The following is a 17772-nucleotide window of genomic DNA, read 5'->3' as shown; positions in this document are numbered from 1 at the left end:
GATAGATTTACGATAAGTAGTATGATAGAAGAGAATCACTTTCAAAAATACGTTTACGGAACGAGGTAATTCGCATGGGACTTCATCCTTATTTAATCGTTCTGCGCGGATTCCCTTATGACGAGGGAACGACGCTTCAGATTCAAAGCGGGAACGTCATTCTCGGCAGAAAAAACGCGCAATTGGAGCCGGACATCGGATTCGAGAATGTTTTCGTCTCAAGGAAACAAGCCTCGATCTATTACGACAAAGGCAGCTACTATATTATGGATTTGGAAAGCAAGCACGGTACGGAAGTGAACGGAAACCGTTTGATTCCGTTCACGCCCGCCCTACTTAAGTCATCCGACAATATTTCATTGGCAAGAGGAGCCATTTATCTTACGTTCTCGACGAAACTTTGGGAAGAAACGATGGACTTCATGCCTTATGCCCAACAAGCCGATTTATCCCCGGAATGTCAATTGGACCCGGTCAGGCAGACGATGCAGCTGCGAGGACGGAGCTATCATTTTTCCGACAAAGAGTACCGTTGCCTGGAAATACTGGCGCGCAACGTACATCAATTCGTCGGCAGAGACGAGCTCGTCAACTATGTGTGGCCGGAAAGAGCCGACGACGAATCAACCCCTTCCGCCGGTTCGGAAGAGGTCAATTCCCTTCTCTATCGTTTGCGGAAGAAAACGAATCATGCCATTCACATCGAGAGCATTCGGGGGAAGGGTTACATTCTTACTTTCTCAGGACTTGTTGAAAAATCCGTTTGACCTTAGGCGTGACGTAGCCGCTTCCTCCTCTTCCCTTGACCTCCTCGATCATGACGGCCAACAACAATTGCGGATCGTCCGCGTTAAACCCGACGAACCAACCGTTTTCTTGGCCGTCTCCTCCTTTGATTTGTTTCAACTCCGCGGTTCCCGTCTTACCCGCGATGGTTGCTCCGTTAACGTATGCGCCATGTCCGACGCCTTTGGGGCTTTTGACGGCTTGAATGAGATCCTCCTTCAGGATGTCCGCCGTTTCCGGCGACATCGCGCCTTCCTTCCATAAGAGCGGAAGGCTATTATCCTCTTCAACCATCAACTTGGGATAAGCGATATTCCCTCCATTAACGAGAGCGGAGAATACTAACGCGACGTGAAGAGAAGACATCGCGACCTGTCCTTGCCCGTAGCCGGAATCCGCGAGTTGGATATCGTTCTTGAAGTCGCTGCTCGACAGTTGGGATTTGCTGATCGGATAGGCGATCGGCAGTTGTTCTCCGATACCGAATTTGGCCGCCTCTTGGACGAATGCTTTGGCACCGACCCGCAGCGCCGCTTGGGCAAAGTAAATGTTGTCCGAATAGATAAGGGCATTCGTTAGATTAACCGGATTCACGTCGTGTACCCTTTTGACGTAATAATTGCCCCATGATCCGTCCTTCGTCCATGTCAGTCCGGATATGGGCTTGGCCTCGTTGGGATCGAGGGTTTGCGTGTCCAATCCAATAGCCGCCGTGACCACTTTGAATGAGGATCCCGGAGCGTAGCCTTTCGAGAAACGATTCAGGAACGGGTGTCTCGGATCGCTATTCCATTCGTCGTAACGTGCTCCGGATAAGCCGGTCTCGAAAGCGTTTGGATCATACGACGGACTGCTCAGCAAAGCAAGGATCTCGCCCGTCAGCGGATGAATAGCCGCAACGGATCCGGCGTCCTGTTTGACTTCCTCGTAGATCGTCTGTTGCAATACCGCATCGACGGTTAGCTTAAATGTCGTTCCGGGAACGGCCTTATTTTCCGCAAGGACCTCTTTAACTTCGCCTTTATCGTCGGTTATCGAGATAACCGTTCCGTTCGTTCCCCTCAATTGATCCTCCAACACTTGCTCCAAGCCGGCTTTCCCCAATAAATCGCCGACTTTGTACCCTTTCTCTTTGCGTTTCTCCAATTCCTCGGCGTTGATTTCCCCGATATAACCGGTTAAATGCGCGGCAGCCTCGCCATAGGGATATTCGCGAAGCTTCTTTTCCTGAATGGCAACGCCCGGAAAGCTATCGTAATCCTCGATCTCGTCTTCGTTAATGATCGCGATCGGAACGAACAAGTCGGGCTTGACCCAGGAGGCGCTTAGCTTTTTATTGATATCGTTGACGTCGATGTTCAACTTGGCGGCCAATTGCGCTTTGACGGCTTCCGGGTCATCGCCTAGTTTTCCCGGAATGATCCCAAGCTGCGGCGCGCTCCCGTTGATGGCCAGTCCGTTCCCGTTTCTGTCCAAAATGATTCCGCGCTCCGCAACAAGCGTGCGAACCCTGACTTTATCCCCCTCCTTCATATTGGGGAAGATCAGCGAAGGATTCCAATCGATAAACCACTTCGTCTCCTTAGGCTCCGCGCCGACCTCTATTTTCACCAGCTTCGCTTGTTGATCGAATTCGATCGGTCCCGCGATCGTATCCATCCGGACGTGGTAAGCGAAAGTTAATTCGGAAGGCTCCGGATTGGGAGATTGCGTCTCCTGGGGCTGCTGCGGCTCAGGCTGCGGCTTTATCGTAACCGTAATTTGTTTCGCGTCGATGCCGTCGTAGATTTTCTGGTAGCGTTGCGTGAATTGTTCTTCCGTCATTCCCGCTTTGGCTTTCGGAGTTAGCCGGGCATACATGTCCGAGAAATTTTGCTGCTGCCACTCGGACACGTATTCCTTCGCCGTCCCCATAGGATCGGGTTCCTTCTCCTTTTCCTTCTCCTCAGTTTTGGTACATGCGCATAACGCCAATAGAAGTAATAAAGCCGCCAGCAACCCGAAATGTTTTCTCATCGTATGTTCACCCGCTCTATTCAATTTGGAATATATAGGATAGTATCGTTCAACGTTATCATAATTCAGCCTATTATCCCATTCAATAGAAATCGAATCACGACGTCATGATAATTCGATGTCAAAGTGCGAATGTGACGTTGCATGAACAAAAAAACCGTGCGTTCGGCACGGTTTTTTCTGAGCAGGATGGTTAACTCGACTAAAGGCTATCCTCGTTAATAAACGCCCGTTAGCCCTTTGTAATATAATTACCGGTTTGCAAGATATGCGGCGACTTCCGCCAGTCTTGACGCGTAACCCCATTCATTGTCGTACCAGGCCGCGATGGATACTAGCTCGCCTTGAACTTGGGTGAGAGGGAGATCGATAATCGACGAATGGGAATCGCCTACGATGCGCGAAGATGCCCACTCGCCTTCCAAGACGTCGAGCACCCCTTTCAACTCACCTTCTTTGGCCGCGCCGCGGAACAGATCGTTGACTTGCTCGACGGAACACGGCTTTTCCGTGATCAGGTTAAGCTCGGCGATGCTTCCGGTACGAGTCGGGATACGATACGCCTTGCCCGTAATCTGAAGATCGTTCCAAATGAACTTGAGCGCTTTCGCTGCACCTGAGGACGATGGAATAATATTTTCCGCAGCAGCCCAAGAGTCCCTTCGATCCTTCATCGGCTGATCCGTAAGCGACTGCGTATTCGTGTAAGAATGGACCGTCGAGAACAGACCGTATTTAATTCCGAAGTTTTCTCTGATCAACTTCACGACCGGAGCCAGCGCGTTCGTCGTACAGCTCGCCATGCTAATGATCTTGTGTTTGTCCGGATCGAAACTTTCTAAGTTAATTCCCTTCAGCAACACCGCATCGCAGTCCTCAAGACTTTTGCTCGGTCCGCTGACGAGAACCCTTTTGGCGCCGCGATCCAGATGAAGCTGCGCTATGGGGCGGGTAACGGCTCTACCCGTGCAATCGATGACCAGATCGACGCCCAGTGCTTTCCAATCGGGAACTTCCCTGGACGAATTGATAAACTGGATATCACGGCCGCCGATCGATAGGACGCCTTCTTGACCAGAAACGGGTTCTTGCCAACGTTTGTAGTTGGTATCCACTTCGAACAGAGCGGCAAGTGTTGCTTCGTCTTTAATATCCGAGATCGATAACGGAACGAATAAATTTTCCTGCAATGCGACTCTCAATAGTTGCCTTCCGATACGTCCGAATCCATAAATCCCGATTTTACCCATAGTTACCCTCCATTGCGAAATAATTGCTGAAGCTGAACAGGTACAGTTTACTCATTTTCCTGCGGAACGTCTAGAACTTACGAATTGTTAGTTGCTTGACAAAACCAATTAGGTTTGTTATCTTTAGTTCATGTTCAAAAAATCTTGATATTAAGACAATTTGAACTGTGCATAAATATTGTTAGTTTTCATGAATAGATCCTTTCAATTGTGGAACCATCTAGAGAGTATGTTCATCCCGAAAGGATAGCTTGTGGGCAAAACAGACTACTGAGGAGGAATTTACAATGTCCAAATTAAACATCGGTATCATCCTAGGAAGCACGCGACAAGGTCGCGTAAGTCCGCAAGTCGGTGAATGGGTTAAAAAAATCGGAGATCAACGCGGGGACGCGAATTATGAAATCGTGGATATCGCGGATTATAAGCTTCCATTGCTCGGCGAAGCAGACGCGACGGAACAAGCAACGGCTTGGAACGTAAAGCTCGCTAGCCTGGACGGTTTCGTATTTATCGTTCAAGAGTATAACCATAGCATCTCGGCATCGTTGAAAAACGCGCTCGATTACGCCCGCGACGCTTGGAACAATAAAGCGGCAGGCATCGTTAGCTATGGCTCCGTAGGCGGCGCACGCGCGGCTGAACATTTACGCGGAATTCTGGGCGAGCTGTCTGTAGCGGACGTACGCGTACATCCCGCATTGTCCCTGTTCACGGACTTCGAGAACGGATCCGTCTTCAAACCGGCCGATCTTCACCTGACGAACGTAAACGGCATGCTTGACCAAGTGCTCTCTTGGAGCGGCGCGCTCAAAACAATTCGTTAATAGGTAAAGAAACCCTCAACTCTTATCGTTAAGAGTTGAGGGTTTTTAGTTTACGGATTGCCAAGTCTACTCTAATACTGCCCGGAGAAAGCCTTCCAAAGCCGTAACGTCCGTCAATTTCTTATTGCACTCGCGGCTATCCGCGCACAAGTAATTGCCTACCGCTTTGTAATAATCGGGCGATGCATTGGCCGGTCTCTTCTTGGATACCGCCGAGAACAGAGCGAGCTCTTCGTATTTGTTGCATACGAAGCAATAATTTTTCTTATTCGTGGGCGTAGCTCTGCCTTCGACGCCGACGAACTTCCCGTTGCGCTCATACACGATGAACAGTTTATTGGAACCGACGTCGACCCAACTTAGATAGGTTACATACCGGTAGTCGATCGATTGCAGATCGGGGATGCTCAGCTTCTTGTTCTTAGGGAACAGCTTCACGATCTGATCTTTCGTTATCCGCGGAAATTCCGTCAAGAACGGTTCTAATGAAGCATAATAACGCTGAAAATCGCTTGCCGTCTCCAATGTGATGACAGCTCTAAGCAACTTTAGTTGCTCTTCCGAGGCTTCAGGAAACAGTTCGACGATCGTTGCTTCCACGCTAGACCTTACCGTTTCGACGACCCTTAAATCGGCTACGGTTCGAATGGCGTTCAGTAAGTTATTCGCTTGGTTCTTAATTAAATTAAAGTGGTGGTTTCTAATAAATGGTGTACTCATTTTGGCTCAGCCCCTTATTCGAATTAAAGATCATAAGGTCGCAAAGCCAAGCATTAGAAACGACTACCTCATCTTAGGGGCGATAGGGTACATCTTGATCGCGCCTCACGCAAAGTATCGCCTCCATACCGGGCTTTGCATGAGTCAAGCTAGTCCGACAATCTCCGATTGCCATCCCTACCAACCTCCTCTCCTGAAGATGTGATCAGTATAAAATAAACGGACCGACATTTCAATTGCTCGTTATTTCCCATGGCAAGCAATCCAACCCACCGTCGACCGCGTTGCGAAACGTATTCCATTCCTTATTTTTCTTTTTCAATTATTTCCCTTAAGCACGTCAACCTCCAAATAATCATAAGCGGCAACCGTATCCGGAAACACGGAAGAAGCGTCTTCGACAAGCCGAGCCACGTCCTCCTCCCCGAAGCGCGAACTGAAATGCGTTACGACGAGCTTCTTCGCTTGCGCGTTCGAGGCACATTGCGCAGCTTGAATAATCGTCGAATGTCCGTATTCGTTCGCCTTCTCCTCCATGCCGCCGGCAAAGGTCGCCTCATGCACGAGCAAGTCTGCAACCCGGGCTAAGGAATCGGCGTTCGCGCACGGACGGGTATCGCCGAGAATGGTAACGATTCGTCCCGGGGAGGTAGGTCCGACGACTTCGGCTGAATGGATCATTTGTCCGGTCGGCAAAGTCACGTCTTCTCCGTTCTTTAACTTGCCGTATAAGGGTCCCGGTTGAACGCCTAGCCGGGCTAATTTCCCGGTATCCAATTTTCCCGATTGCGGACTTTCGACAATCCGGTATCCGAAGCTGAGAATTCGATGGTCTAACTCCGCGACCTCGACCTGATATTCCGGTTCATCGATGATTCGTCCGGCTTCGATCTCGGTCACTTCAAGCTCGTAATCCAGATGGGCGCTGCTATGACGAAACGCGCTCTCGATGTAATCGCGAATGCCCGTTGGCCCGTATATTTGCAACGGACCCGCGCCATCGAAATAAGAACGACTGCACAATAGGCCGGGCAAGCCGTAGAGATGATCTCCATGCAAATGAGTAATGAAAATCCGCTCAAGCTTATTTAATTTCAGCTTCGTTTCAAGCAATCTATGCTGCGTTCCTTCTCCAGCATCAAATAACCAAAAGCGGTTAAAATGTCCGTGTACCGACAGCGCGATGGACGTGACGTTGCGCTCTTTCGTAGGTCTTCCCGCACTCGTACCCAAAAATAAGATTTGCATGAGACAGCCCTCCGTTCTTCCATTATCTTTCCCAACTTCCCATGAAAAAGCAAAGTGACCGAATCCTAATGGGTATATGTTCACCTTTCATAAGGGGATCGCTGGCATTATAATCGAATATACGACACAATCCTCGTTAATTCGAGAATTCGCGCATAAGATCCAGCACCAAGGAGGAAGTCCGTTTTGGTTTTTAGTTCGGTCCAATTTTTGTTTTTCTTTTTACCGCTTGTACTAGCGCTCTATTACTTAGTTCCGTTCAAACTCAAAAATACGATTCTTCTGCTTTTTAGTCTATTGTTCTACGCATGGGGCGAACCGAGGTACGTCGTACTCATGATCGTCTCCATTCTCATGAACTATGGTTATGGGATATGGATCGATAGAACCGACAAACGCGAGAAAAAGAGAGTCGCGATCTTAACAACGGCAATCGTTATGAATATCGGTCTTTTAGGTTTCTATAAATATGCGAATTTTCTTGTCGAAGTCGTGAATTCCGCGTTGCACATGAATATACACATGAAGCCGGTACCCTTACCTATCGGAATTTCCTTTTATACGTTCCATGCGCTTAGTTACTTAATCGATGTCTATCGCCGAAAGGAAAGAGCTCAACGGAATCTCTTCCGTTTGTCGCTTTACATTACGTTTTTCCCGCAGCTGGTAGCGGGTCCCATCATTCGATATAACGCCGTCGCCGAACAACTCGGCCAACGCGTATTTTCATCCGTTCAATTCGCCGAGGGTATTCAACGTTTCATCTTTGGCTTGTCCAAAAAAATATTGTTGGCCAACCCGCTCGGGTCCGTTGCAGACACCGTCTTCGCCACGTCAACGACGGACCTTTCCAGCGGAAGCGCATGGCTTGGCCTTATCGCCTACACCCTGCAAATCTATTTCGACTTTTCGGGTTACAGCGATATGGCAATCGGATTAGCTAAAATGTTCGGCTTCGAGTTCTCGGAAAACTTTAATTATCCGTATATCGCCAAAAGCATTTCCGAGTTCTGGAGACGCTGGCACATCTCTCTTGGCAGTTGGTTCAGGGATTATGTGTATATTCCGCTCGGTGGAAGCCGTGTCGCTCGATGGAAGATTTATCGCAACTTATTCATCGTGTGGTCGCTAACGGGGTTCTGGCACGGGGCCAGTTGGACTTTCGTCGCATGGGGAACGTTTTACGGAATCCTGATCGCTTTGGAAAAAGCAGGTCTCGAAAAGATGCTGACTAAAATTTATCCGTTCAATCATGTCGTCGTGCTACTGCTCGTCATGGTCGGCTGGGTTTTCTTCCGCGCCGACGATTTCGGATACGCGACGGATTTCATCTTCTCCCTATTCTCTACTCGCGGCAACGAAATATTCGATTCCCAGGCTCTGGCTTTGTTATCTCTGAATTGGCTCGTCTTCGCTATTGCTATTCTCGTGGCCATGCCGTTATATACGAAACTTCGAACGTTACGGTTCGGCGAATCAATAACCCGTGTACAAACCGTATTGGCGTTAGGGTTCAACTTCTTCCTGTTCGCGGAAGTCATCTTGTATCTTATAAATTCGACGTATAACCCTTTCTTGTATTTTAGATTTTAATCGTATCGTTAGGAGTAAAGAAGTGAACAAATCGATCTCATACCTCTATATCGTCGCGTTTTTAACGATTATTTTCGGATTCGCGATTTCTAGTATCTGTACGCCGGATAGAAACGTCTCCGCCATCGAGAACAGAACGTTAAGCCAATTGCCCGCATTCACTTTCGAAGCCGTAACTACGCGCGGTTTTTTCGAGGACATTAATCAGTATTTGAATGACCAATTCGTATTACGTGACCAAATGGTGAGCCTTTATCAACTTCAGCAAAACTCCAAAATATATAACTCCATGCTGTTCGAGAATTTATTTCGCGCGGATGAGAGGCGCAGCCCCGAAGAGGGCACCAAAATCGTGGATTCGCGCATCATTTCCAAGCTTGTGGTGACCAATCATAAGTGGATTCTCCCGGCTACCGATCGCGTCGTGCATACGAATCTGATCGATGCCTCCACCGCTAAATTGAACGACGCGGTTCATTTCGCCGAGGAACGCGGTACCGAAACTTATTTCGTATTTAACCCTTCCAGAACTAAATCATTGATGCATTTATATCCGAAATATATGCAAACCGATGCGTATGCCCAATCGAAGAGCTATTTCTTGTCAAAGCTCGATAAAAGCATGAACGTCGTGAATATCGGCAACAAGTTCGACACCTTGACGAACGCCCAGTTGGAGCAGCTTTACTTGGAAACCGATCACCATTGGAACATCAAAGGCGCTTTTATGGCTTATCAAGAAATGATTACTCAAATCTCCGATCGGTCGCCACGGTTCGAAGATAAGCCTATGACTTTGAACGACATCAACGTATCTAAGCTAACGACCGGTAACTTCGAGGGCAGCTATAACGCGCAGATCCATGATGCCGTAAGTCGCAAAAAAGCGGACAGAACGATCCTTTACGAACCGAAAATTCCGTTTATTTTCAAGAACTTCGAAGTCGTCAGCAAATACGGCCAACAAACGCTCACGAACTTCAACGAATTTTACGGATTCAAAAAAGGGCAAAGCGATTATTCGTATGGAGCCCTGTATGGCGGCGACAGACGCAAAATCGCGTATGAAAATCCAAATGCCAACAATAAGTTAAACGTACTCTTGCTAAAAGATTCATTCATGAACCCGATAACGCCCTATTTAGCCCAACACTTCAACAAACTAACCGTTTACGACAATCGTTATTATTCGGAATTCAGCTTGAAAAAAATACTGACGAGCGAGCATTACGACCTCCTTATCATCGCTTTCCACGACGACAATCTATTCAGCGGCACTTATGAATTCGAGAAGCTTCCTTCGTCGACCTAGAAGTCTAATCCTGCAACTTGGATAACCGAAGATTTAGAGTTCACAAAAAACCAGCCGTTGCGATCTCGGCTGGTTTTGGTTGTGTGTTCCGACTTTATTTAAAGGACAATTATAACGTCGATGAAGCTTGACCGACTAACGACGACAACAGATCGAGATCGACGGATTGACCTTGCTTCAGCTTGATCGTCTTTCGTTCGGGAGGACCGTCGAACAGTCCATCCGGCAGAGATAGACCGGTCGCGTTAAAGACCGTGAAGCTTACCGCGTCTTTCGAAGTGCTGATGACGGCCGCGTATTTCCCGTTTTTCAAGAAATGAGGTTTCTTGTATTGCACTCGCTCTTGGAAATCCGGTATCGCCCCATGAACGACTCCGCGCAGACTGGAGCAAAGTTCCTTCTGCCAAGGTTCCTTTACCGTATCGATTAAATCCGTCACTTCCTGATTCATTCGTCATTCTCCCTTATATTCGTCGTTAGTCGGCTAGACCGCCAATCATTTCGATTTCAATTGTCGAAGCTCGATCTCGCCTTCTCCATACCCGCTGGGATCGGGCATTCGCAATGCCCATTCGACGGCTTCTTCCTCCGAGCCCACGTCGATCAACGTATATCCCGCAACGAGCTTCTTGTCTTCCAAGAACGGTCCGACCGTGACGACCGGATGATCGCCTGGCATCGGGTAAGCGATACGAATGCCGCTCGCGCTCGGTTGGAGACCTTCTGCCGCGAGGAGCACTCCCGCTTGGGCAAGTCGCTCGTTGTATTCGGACATCGCGTCGACGAGCTCTCGGCTCGGCATGACCCCTGCTTCCGCATGCTTCCCTGCTTTGACCATTAACAAATATCGCATCCGTGATTCCCTCCTTTACAATACGACGAACGGGAACCGGCATAATCGACGCGCGATCGCTAGTATTCGGGAATCGCTGTAAGGCGCCCCCCTTCTATTCGCTGATCGGGCATTCGGCGACGCGCTTCAACAGAAGATCGCGTTCTCTTTCGTTACGGGTTAGCGAGGCCGCCCGAGCGAATTCGGAGCGAGCCTCATCGAAACGCCCCAACTTGAATAAGAAATCTCCGCGAACGCTCGGCAGTAAATGATAATCCTTCAGCATCGGTTCGGACGTTAACTCTTCGACGAGCTGCAAGCCGAACAAAGGACCGAACGCCATCGAGATGGCTACCGCCCGATTCAACTCGACGATAGGAGATGGCATCGCGCGGGCAAGCGCTTCGTAGAGGGCGGCTATTCGCGCCCAATCGGTCTCCTCCGCCGTTCGAGCCTGAGCATGGCACGCGGCAATGGCGGCTTGCAAGGCGTAGGGACCGAGCGGGCGCCCCAGACTGCGCGCTCGTTCAAGCGCGGCCAATCCCCGACGGATCAGTAATCGATCCCATAGCGCACGGTTTTGATCCATAAGTAGAATCGGCTCGCCCTTAGCGTTAACGCGTGTCTTAAACCGGGACGATTGGATCTCCATCAAAGCGACCAGTCCGTGGACTTCGGGCTCCGATGGCGCGATTTCCGCTAGCATGCGCCCGAGTCTAAGCGCTTCTTGACAGAGCAGCGGACGTACCCAGCTGCCGCCCGATGTCGCCGCATATCCCTCGTTGAATAACAAATAAATCACTTCGAGTACCGTGGACAAGCGCTCCTTCAACTCGTGCGCTACCGGCATTTCGAAAGGAACTTGCGCAGTATTTAGCGTCCGCTTCGCCCGCACGATTCGTTGCGCGATCGTCGATTCGGCGACCAAGAAGGCGCGCGCGATTTCATCCGTCGTGAGCCCCGCGAGCAACCGAAGCGTTAGCGCCACGCGTGCCTCCTGGGAAAGGACGGGATGGCAGGTCGTAAAGATCAGGCGCAAAAGATCGTCGCCGATCTCTCCGTCCAACGCCCCCACGATATCGTCCTCGGCATACGCGTGTATTTCGCGACCGACTTCTTCGTACTTCCTGTCGCGCAACTTGTTCCTGCGCAGCAGATCGATCGCGCGGCGCTTAGCCGTCGTCATCAACCAGGCCCCGGGGTTGTCCGGAATACCGGTATCGGGCCACCGTTCCAAGGCGATGACCAGCGCATCTTGCGCCAGATCTTCGGCAAGACCGATGTCCCGTAACATACGGGCCAATCCCGCGATGAGCTTGGCCGATTCGATTCTCCATATGGCATCGATCGTGCGGTGAGTTGCGGACGCCGACATTAGTTCTTAAGCCTCTCCGCTCTTTCACGCAATGCGGCTTCCTTGGCGATCAATTCAGGATCTTGCGTCAGGTCCATCGCCTCGAACACTTGGCGAAGCTCGATCTGTCCTTCGCCGAAACCGTGCGGATCCGGCATGCGAAGCGCCCACTCGATCGCTTCTTCTCTCGATTTCACTTCGATCATCGTAAATCCGGCGATCATTTCTTTCGCCTCGGTGAAAGGACCATCAATAACCTTCGGTTTGCCGCCCGGCTCCGGATACGAGATGCGAATCGCGTTCGAGCTGGGATGCAAACCGTCGCCCGCAACCAATACGCCCGCATTGACCAATTCCTCGTTATAACGCATCATCGCCTCGATTAACTCCGTACTTGGCATAGCTCCGGCTTCGGAATCTTTCGTCGCTTTTACGATCATCATGAATCTCATTTTTAGTTCCTCCTAAGATTATGTTAGAAGCTTATTTGCCTCTCTACATAGACGACGAACGACTTTCCGAGTAATCGACAGCTCAATGAAAACTTTTTTATTTTTTTGCCTTTCCACAAATATACATCCATTTTACCGTTATGTCTTCGTCTTCGAGTCCTTGCCGCTCAACTTGAATACTACAAGCCCCGCGATGATGACCATGACGCCTATCCCTTTCCGGGGAGTAAACGGAACCTTGTCCAGTCCAAACAAACCTAAGGAATCCCATATTAAAGCTAATGCAAGTTGCGATGCAAGAACGATGGAAATCGCATAAGTCGGCCCAATCCTTTTGATTCCCTGCACCACACAGAAGACCACGGCGACTCCGATCATTCCGCTGAATCCGTACCAGGTCTTCATGTTACTTAAGTCGAATAACTGTTTGCCTTCGAACAGGAACCCGAGAATTAGTGAAGCTAGGAAACCGAAGCCCAGGACGTACGCCGTCGTGGCCCATCCCCCTAATCGCTCGTTCATTTTACTGTTGAAAATATTTTGCAATCCGACCAACGATCCGGCGAGTATCGCCAACGACATGCCGATGATCATGCTCCCCGCTCCTTTTTTCTCGTAGATAGTATGAACCTTAACTTCCTAGAATTAGGATGCCGGCGATCATCGTTCCGATCCCGACGTACTGAGGAACGCTCGGCTTCTTCTTTGCCATTCCGAACCATCCGACGCTATCGATTAAGAACGTCACTCCGAGTTGGGCAATTAACAGCGCGGAGATCGAGAACGTAATACCGATGAGGTGTATGGAGGTTACGTTACCGAATATAATGACTGCAGCAAAAGCGCCGCCGATCCGATACATAGGCTTCACTTGAGTAACCTTGCGCCATGAACGGTCCCTAAGCGCGATCAGAATAAGCAATGCCAATAAGAATCCCGTGAATTGCGTCAAAGTCGCCGCTTGCCAAGTCCCCATCCGTTCGCCGATCTGAGCGTTGGCTACGCCTTGCAAGGTCAAACAAGCTCCCCCGAGAAAAGCGAATATAATCCCTTTCATCGTATCTCTCCCCAATCATGACTTCATTCTGATTAAACGACAAGCCGAGCGAATTGGAAAGGACATATGTCCTAAAAGGAAATATTCATGCAAAAACCCGCGTTTTCCGCGGGTTAGCTAATTTCGATTTTATTGTCGGCGATAAGCGAAACTACTTACTACTCGATCAAACCGTACTTCGTTTTGATCCGATCCAGCTTCTCGATCATCGGGCGGGATAAAACCAACAGAAAGATGACGGTCGCGATCGCATGAACCAAATCGAACCAGAATCCGGATGCGTAAGTCGCGATAAGCGCTCCCCAATTAAAAGTCGGCGTGAACATCATCAACGAACCGATGTTAATGATGCCTCCGTATAGGATTAGCGTTGCAAGGCCGCCGTATACGCATAGGGAAAACCTAGAACGCTTGAGCCATCCTTTCTTGAACAGAATGCCCGCCAGAAAGCCGATAATGCCGAAGCAGAACATCTGCCAAGGCGTCCAAGGACCTTGTCCGAAATAAAAGTTCGACACGAAGCCGGCGATTGCCCCGACCAGAAACCCTGCCTCCGCGCCGAAGCTCACTCCCGCGATGATCACGATGGCTACGACCGGTTTGAATTGCGGCAGCATGAAGAAAGCCGCTCTTCCCGCGACCGCAATCGCAGCCAGTACCGCAATGACGATAAGCTCGCGGGCTTGCACCTTGCGATTCTCGAACACCATCGCGAACGGGACCATCGTATAAAGAACGATCAGCAGGCTAATGAAGTAATATTTCCGGTCGTTCAAGACGAAGATCCCGAGCAGTATCGTCGCCGGGATAACGACGAGAATGAGCGCCGCCGCGAATAGCGTTCTGCGACTCAGGCGTCGATCGGTCATCTGTTGTTCCGGCATCGTTCGATCACGTCCTCTACGGTTACGGCATCGCGCCAGATATGGCGCGCCATGCGATTGGCCGCCGTCGTGTAAAAGCTATTGCCCGCGAAAAAAGGTTTCGTCGCATTGGACGTAATGACGCTTCCGTCGAAAAACATCGCGCAACGTTCCCCGTATTCGGCACAGAACTCGATGTCGTGAGAGACCATGACGATCGTGACGCCATCCGCGTTTAATCGCTTCAAGAACCGGCCGAGCTTTTCTTTGAAAAACCCGTCCAGCCCTTTCGTCGGCTCGTCGAGAAGCAGGATTCTCGGCTCAAGCAGCAATACTTTCGCAAGCGCCGCGCGCTGCTGCTCTCCTCCGCTTAAATCGTAAGGATGCATGGAAAGCAGCGGCTCCAGCTCGGCCAGTCTCACGACGGATTCGATCTTTTCCCGCTGCTGCTCCTTCGTCAGCTTGCTATCGGCCATTATTTCGAGCAAATCCAGTTCGACCGTTTTTTTGACGAATAGCGATTGCGGGTTTTGCGGAAGAACGCCTAGCCTGTTCGTGAATAACTTCTTCGCGTTTAAAGAAGTCGGATCAAGCCCATCGATGCGAACTTTCCCCCTATAAGGCCTAAGAATGCCGCTAAGCAAAGAGAGGGACGTCGTCTTCCCGGTACCGTTTCCGCCGACAAGGCAACAAAACTCTCCTTCCCTCACTTCAAAAGACAAATCTTTGATCGTATCCGGTCCGTTCTTCTCGAACTTGAACCATACGTCCTTGAATTGAACGGCAATCGCGCTCGTATTCTTCTTCGGCTCCTCTTCGAATTCATCCGGTATAGCAGTGCCGGAGGCAGGTGTACCTTGAACGAAAGAATCAAGCCACTGGCGTCCGTCTTTTACGGTAACCAACCCGCGAGGACTCGCTTCCGCGCCAGCTTGGATCCGCATTGGCGTAGGCATCGAACGGAACATGGGATGGCTTAGCGAACGCAATTTCTCTCCCGCCATTCGCGGCGTACCATCCGCGATGACGATCCCTTCATCCAGAACGATTAAGCGATCGGATAGCGGCAGTACTTCCTCTAGCCGATGCTCCGTCAGGAGAATTGTCGTGCCGAGCTCCCGATTGATTTTGCTTAAGGTTTCCAAGAAATCCAATGCCGCGATCGGATCCAATTGCGAAGTGGGTTCATCGAGAATAAGGACGGATGGATGCATGGCCATAACCGATGCCAAATTCAAAAGCTGCTTCTGCCCTCCGGACAGCTCGGACACTTTGCGGTGAAACCACGTTTGAATACCGAAGAAGCTGGCCATTTCGGCTACTCGCAAGCGGATCGTTCGCTGATCGCAGCCTAAGCTTTCGAGTCCGAATGCCAGCTCGTGCCAAACTTTGTCGGTCACGATCTGATTATCCGGATTCTGCAGCACGAAGCCGATGTCGGCCGCTTGCGTGCGATGATCCGCTTCTTCCAGCGGTTTACCTCGGAAATAGATCTCTCCGCTCCGCTTTCCGTGGGGGGTGAGCGTCGTTTTAAGCTGCCTCAGCAACGTACTTTTGCCTCCGCCGGACTTCCCGCAGACGACGACGAATTCTCCGCTTCCGATCGTTAGGTCGATTCCGGAGAGGGCGTTCTTCGATTGCCCGGGGAACGCAAAGCTTAAGTTCTGGATGCGATAGATTTCCATTTGATTTCCTCCACGATCTGGATAACGACGGGCATGACGCATAAGACGAAATACGCTGCGTATACCGTCATACTGAACGGCGACGATTCCTTGACATGTATCGAGGGAAAATAACGAATCGTATTTTCCCCCAGCGCCGCTCCGACGAGGATAAACGCGATGAGGCCGCTCATAACCGCGATCGCGATGCCGTCCCGATAATCGAACCGGAATAGCGAGAAGCTTGTCCGCTTCGGCAACCCGTAACCTCTTGATTTCATGGAATCGGCCGTCTCGATCGCGTTCTCCAGCGCCCAGGTCGTCATGATGGACAAAATGCGAATTCCGTTCCGCGCACGACGGAATAGATTGCCTTGGGATACATCTCTTCCGATGCATCTCTGTGCTTGGGAAATCTCTTTGATCCGGCTTTTGTATCTCGGAACGAACCGAAGAACCATAGAGAGGATCAAGGATAACGCCGGGATGATTTTACCGAAAAGATAAATGAACTTATCGGAAGTCATGATGGCGTTGTAACAGGAGAACCAGACGATCATCGTCACGTACATGCAAGATGCCGCGATTCCGTACAGAATCGATTCCAGCGTAACGGGATTGCCGCTCTTAAGATAGAACAGGATCGTCACGCCCGCGTGATTAAACGCCGGATTGATGATCGCCATCATCAGCAGCAACGGCAACATATACAGGAGATTAAATTTTACGGCTCTTCTGCCGTTCAATAGGATCGAATACGCGATAGAGCTGACGAGACCGATCGCTTGAAATACGGGATGCATGAACACCATGCCAAACGCGAGCACCGCGACAAAATAGACGAAGTTAATGAACGGATGATAGGAAGAGAAAGCGTCGCGCCTCACTTGGAACCCCCCGAGGCCGCTTGATCTCCTCCGATATCCCTTCCAAGATCGCAAGTATATACCCAATCGACGACATCGCCGTCTTTAAGCTTATATCGGCTTGCGCCGTAATTCGGAAACCATCCGTTTACCTTGTACATCCAACCGCTCAGCTCTCCGCAATCGAATTCGTAAATATTGTTGATGCCTTCGATATAATTGCTGTTATATATCGGCGTCATCTCGAATTCCATATGGATTTTATGACCCCTCATCTCTCTTAGCAAGACGTCGAACACGGACTCTCCTTCGTAGAACGTCACGGACTGCGATTCAAAAATAACGCCGTCCTTCGGCAATACCTCGAGCTTATCCTTATTGAATTGGTCGAGGTTATCGAGGATCGTCTTACATGTAACGGACAAAGTCGCTTTCAGCGGCTTCTTCTTGTCGACGGTTACATCCTGCCACTCGACGGGCTTCGGTTTACCTTCGGGCACAGGATCGGTCTGGTACTTGTCCTTCGTTGCCTCCTGTTCCTTCGGCGGCTTGGCGTCGCCCTGCCCGGCAGGCTTGTCGGACTCGGCCGGTTTGGAAGGTTTTGTCGGCGAGGCCGGCAGTTCCTTTGTCTGCTCCGACGTCGCGGAAGGAGCCTGAACGGCGTCAGACTCCTTCTTGACGGGCGTCGCTTCGGACTCGGTCGGCTGAACGTCCCCGGAATCGCCCGTTGCGATCGGAGACGATTCCGGCGTCGCGGTCGGAGAAGAACCGCTTTCGCTGACCGCAGGCGTCTCCGTCCCCGAAATTCCGCTCTTCCCCCCATGCCGGTCGCTTCCGCTCCAGAAAAACGCGAGCGTGAGCGCCAGCACGATGACCAACGCGGCAATGGCTTTATTTTTCGTTATTTTCATGAATGTTTCACACCTCTTCCG

The 17772-nt window shown here is 50.4% G+C and carries 18 protein-coding genes; 4 read left to right on the top strand and 14 right to left on the bottom strand.

Translation table 11 applies throughout. The features are described 5' to 3' along the window. The first annotated feature begins 74 nt into the window (after positions 1-74). Positions 75-767 carry an FHA domain-containing protein gene (locus D7Z26_RS00925; protein ID WP_120973880.1) on the top strand — a complete coding sequence of 231 codons (693 nt, stop codon included), beginning with the start codon at positions 75-77 and terminating at the stop codon, positions 765-767. Here the strand turns inward: D7Z26_RS00925 and D7Z26_RS00920 are convergent. Continuing rightward, complete coding sequence (locus D7Z26_RS00920; protein WP_120973878.1) at positions 733-2802, bottom strand: penicillin-binding transpeptidase domain-containing protein; 2070 nt, start codon at positions 2800-2802, stop codon at positions 733-735. The two genes, D7Z26_RS00925 and D7Z26_RS00920, sit on opposite strands and share 35 nt — an antisense overlap. A gap of 251 nt (positions 2803-3053) precedes the next feature. Next, positions 3054-4052: a type I glyceraldehyde-3-phosphate dehydrogenase gene (locus tag D7Z26_RS00915; RefSeq protein WP_120973876.1), complete on the bottom strand. Its 999-nt coding sequence runs from the start codon at positions 4050-4052 to the stop codon at positions 3054-3056. A gap of 287 nt (positions 4053-4339) precedes the next feature. On the opposite strand from D7Z26_RS00915, the gene D7Z26_RS00910 reads away from it, so the two are divergent. Next, positions 4340-4879 (top strand): NADPH-dependent FMN reductase, encoded by a 540-nt coding sequence (locus D7Z26_RS00910; RefSeq protein WP_120973875.1) that lies wholly within the window; start codon positions 4340-4342, stop codon positions 4877-4879. 66 nt (positions 4880-4945) lie between these two features. Here D7Z26_RS00910 and D7Z26_RS00905 read toward each other — a convergent pair whose 3' ends face one another. Both D7Z26_RS00905 and rnz read right to left on the bottom strand, forming a co-directional pair. Continuing rightward, positions 4946-5599, bottom strand: coding sequence for a FusB/FusC family EF-G-binding protein (locus tag D7Z26_RS00905; protein ID WP_120973873.1), 654 nt, complete (start codon positions 5597-5599; stop codon positions 4946-4948). 318 nt (positions 5600-5917) lie between these two features. After that, positions 5918-6847 carry a ribonuclease Z gene (gene rnz, locus D7Z26_RS00900; RefSeq protein WP_120973871.1) on the bottom strand — a complete coding sequence of 310 codons (930 nt, stop codon included), beginning with the start codon at positions 6845-6847 and terminating at the stop codon, positions 5918-5920. 186 nt (positions 6848-7033) lie between these two features. Between rnz and D7Z26_RS00895 the strand changes: the two genes are divergently transcribed. Both D7Z26_RS00895 and D7Z26_RS00890 read left to right on the top strand, forming a co-directional pair. Further along, positions 7034-8440: an MBOAT family O-acyltransferase gene (locus D7Z26_RS00895; RefSeq protein WP_120973869.1), complete on the top strand. Its 1407-nt coding sequence runs from the start codon at positions 7034-7036 to the stop codon at positions 8438-8440. A gap of 22 nt (positions 8441-8462) precedes the next feature. Continuing rightward, the gene (locus D7Z26_RS00890; RefSeq protein ID WP_120973867.1) at positions 8463-9752 is read left to right on the top strand and encodes a DHHW family protein; all 1290 of its coding nucleotides are present in this window, start codon (positions 8463-8465) and stop codon (positions 9750-9752) included. 109 nt (positions 9753-9861) lie between these two features. Here D7Z26_RS00890 and D7Z26_RS00885 read toward each other — a convergent pair whose 3' ends face one another. The 10 genes from D7Z26_RS00885 to D7Z26_RS00845 form a co-directional block, all read right to left on the bottom strand. Next, the gene (locus tag D7Z26_RS00885; RefSeq protein WP_120973865.1) at positions 9862-10203 is read right to left on the bottom strand and encodes a DUF1801 domain-containing protein; all 342 of its coding nucleotides are present in this window, start codon (positions 10201-10203) and stop codon (positions 9862-9864) included. 45 nt (positions 10204-10248) lie between these two features. Next, positions 10249-10605 (bottom strand): YciI family protein, encoded by a 357-nt coding sequence (locus D7Z26_RS00880; protein WP_120973863.1) that lies wholly within the window; start codon positions 10603-10605, stop codon positions 10249-10251. A 94-nt stretch (positions 10606-10699) separates the two neighbouring features. Continuing rightward, positions 10700-11959 carry an RNA polymerase sigma factor gene (locus D7Z26_RS00875; RefSeq protein ID WP_120973861.1) on the bottom strand — a complete coding sequence of 420 codons (1260 nt, stop codon included), beginning with the start codon at positions 11957-11959 and terminating at the stop codon, positions 10700-10702. Continuing rightward, positions 11959-12390: a YciI family protein gene (locus tag D7Z26_RS00870; RefSeq protein ID WP_120973859.1), complete on the bottom strand. Its 432-nt coding sequence runs from the start codon at positions 12388-12390 to the stop codon at positions 11959-11961. Before D7Z26_RS00870 ends, D7Z26_RS00875 begins: the two co-directional genes overlap by 1 nt. Before the next feature lie 138 nt (positions 12391-12528). Next, positions 12529-12984 (bottom strand): DMT family transporter, encoded by a 456-nt coding sequence (locus D7Z26_RS00865; RefSeq protein WP_120973857.1) that lies wholly within the window; start codon positions 12982-12984, stop codon positions 12529-12531. A 37-nt stretch (positions 12985-13021) separates the two neighbouring features. Next, on the bottom strand, positions 13022-13447 hold the full coding sequence (locus D7Z26_RS00860) for a DMT family transporter (protein ID WP_120973856.1): 426 nt from the start codon (positions 13445-13447) through the stop codon (positions 13022-13024). A gap of 158 nt (positions 13448-13605) precedes the next feature. Further along, positions 13606-14331, bottom strand: a complete 726-nt coding sequence (locus D7Z26_RS27390; protein ID WP_199731631.1) for an ECF transporter S component — start codon at positions 14329-14331, stop codon at positions 13606-13608. Further along, on the bottom strand, positions 14313-15995 hold the full coding sequence (locus D7Z26_RS00855; protein ID WP_199731630.1) for an ABC transporter ATP-binding protein: 1683 nt from the start codon (positions 15993-15995) through the stop codon (positions 14313-14315). The genes D7Z26_RS27390 and D7Z26_RS00855 overlap by 19 nt, the downstream gene beginning before the upstream one ends. Further along, positions 15968-16861, bottom strand: a complete 894-nt coding sequence (locus D7Z26_RS00850; protein ID WP_233566541.1) for an energy-coupling factor transporter transmembrane component T — start codon at positions 16859-16861, stop codon at positions 15968-15970. The genes D7Z26_RS00855 and D7Z26_RS00850 overlap by 28 nt, the downstream gene beginning before the upstream one ends. After that, positions 16858-17751 (bottom strand): DUF4430 domain-containing protein, encoded by an 894-nt coding sequence (locus D7Z26_RS00845; protein ID WP_120973854.1) that lies wholly within the window; start codon positions 17749-17751, stop codon positions 16858-16860. The genes D7Z26_RS00850 and D7Z26_RS00845 overlap by 4 nt, the downstream gene beginning before the upstream one ends. Positions 17752-17772: the final 21 nt, after the last annotated feature.

Origin of the sequence: Cohnella endophytica, from assembly GCF_003628305.1 — a bacterium.
GTDB lineage: Bacteria > Bacillota > Bacilli > Paenibacillales > Paenibacillaceae > Cohnella > Cohnella endophytica.
The sequence above is the reverse complement of the archived record's forward strand: the minus strand, read 5'-3'. Positions and strand labels throughout refer to the sequence as shown.

What these genes read in the sequence shown, in the direction of transcription:
- D7Z26_RS00855 (WP_199731630.1), bottom strand. Translation starts at nt 15,995, where the DNA reads ATGGAAATCTATCGCATCCAGAACTTAAGCTTTGCGTTCCCCGGGCAA.
- D7Z26_RS00905 (WP_120973873.1), bottom strand. Translation starts at nt 5,599, where the DNA reads ATGAGTACACCATTTATTAGAAACCACCACTTTAATTTAATTAAGAAC.
- D7Z26_RS00865 (WP_120973857.1), bottom strand. Translation starts at nt 12,984, where the DNA reads ATGATCATCGGCATGTCGTTGGCGATACTCGCCGGATCGTTGGTCGGA.
- D7Z26_RS00860 (WP_120973856.1), bottom strand. Translation starts at nt 13,447, where the DNA reads ATGAAAGGGATTATATTCGCTTTTCTCGGGGGAGCTTGTTTGACCTTG.
- D7Z26_RS27390 (WP_199731631.1), bottom strand. Translation starts at nt 14,331, where the DNA reads ATGCCGGAACAACAGATGACCGATCGACGCCTGAGTCGCAGAACGCTA.
- D7Z26_RS00885 (WP_120973865.1), bottom strand. Translation starts at nt 10,203, where the DNA reads ATGAATCAGGAAGTGACGGATTTAATCGATACGGTAAAGGAACCTTGG.
- D7Z26_RS00925 (WP_120973880.1), top strand. Translation starts at nt 75, where the DNA reads ATGGGACTTCATCCTTATTTAATCGTTCTGCGCGGATTCCCTTATGAC.
- D7Z26_RS00915 (WP_120973876.1), bottom strand. Translation starts at nt 4,052, where the DNA reads ATGGGTAAAATCGGGATTTATGGATTCGGACGTATCGGAAGGCAACTA.
- D7Z26_RS00870 (WP_120973859.1), bottom strand. Translation starts at nt 12,390, where the DNA reads ATGAGATTCATGATGATCGTAAAAGCGACGAAAGATTCCGAAGCCGGA.
- D7Z26_RS00920 (WP_120973878.1), bottom strand. Translation starts at nt 2,802, where the DNA reads ATGAGAAAACATTTCGGGTTGCTGGCGGCTTTATTACTTCTATTGGCG.
- D7Z26_RS00875 (WP_120973861.1), bottom strand. Translation starts at nt 11,959, where the DNA reads ATGTCGGCGTCCGCAACTCACCGCACGATCGATGCCATATGGAGAATC.
- D7Z26_RS00880 (WP_120973863.1), bottom strand. Translation starts at nt 10,605, where the DNA reads ATGCGATATTTGTTAATGGTCAAAGCAGGGAAGCATGCGGAAGCAGGG.
- D7Z26_RS00910 (WP_120973875.1), top strand. Translation starts at nt 4,340, where the DNA reads ATGTCCAAATTAAACATCGGTATCATCCTAGGAAGCACGCGACAAGGT.
- rnz (WP_120973871.1), bottom strand. Translation starts at nt 6,847, where the DNA reads ATGCAAATCTTATTTTTGGGTACGAGTGCGGGAAGACCTACGAAAGAG.
- D7Z26_RS00845 (WP_120973854.1), bottom strand. Translation starts at nt 17,751, where the DNA reads ATGAAAATAACGAAAAATAAAGCCATTGCCGCGTTGGTCATCGTGCTG.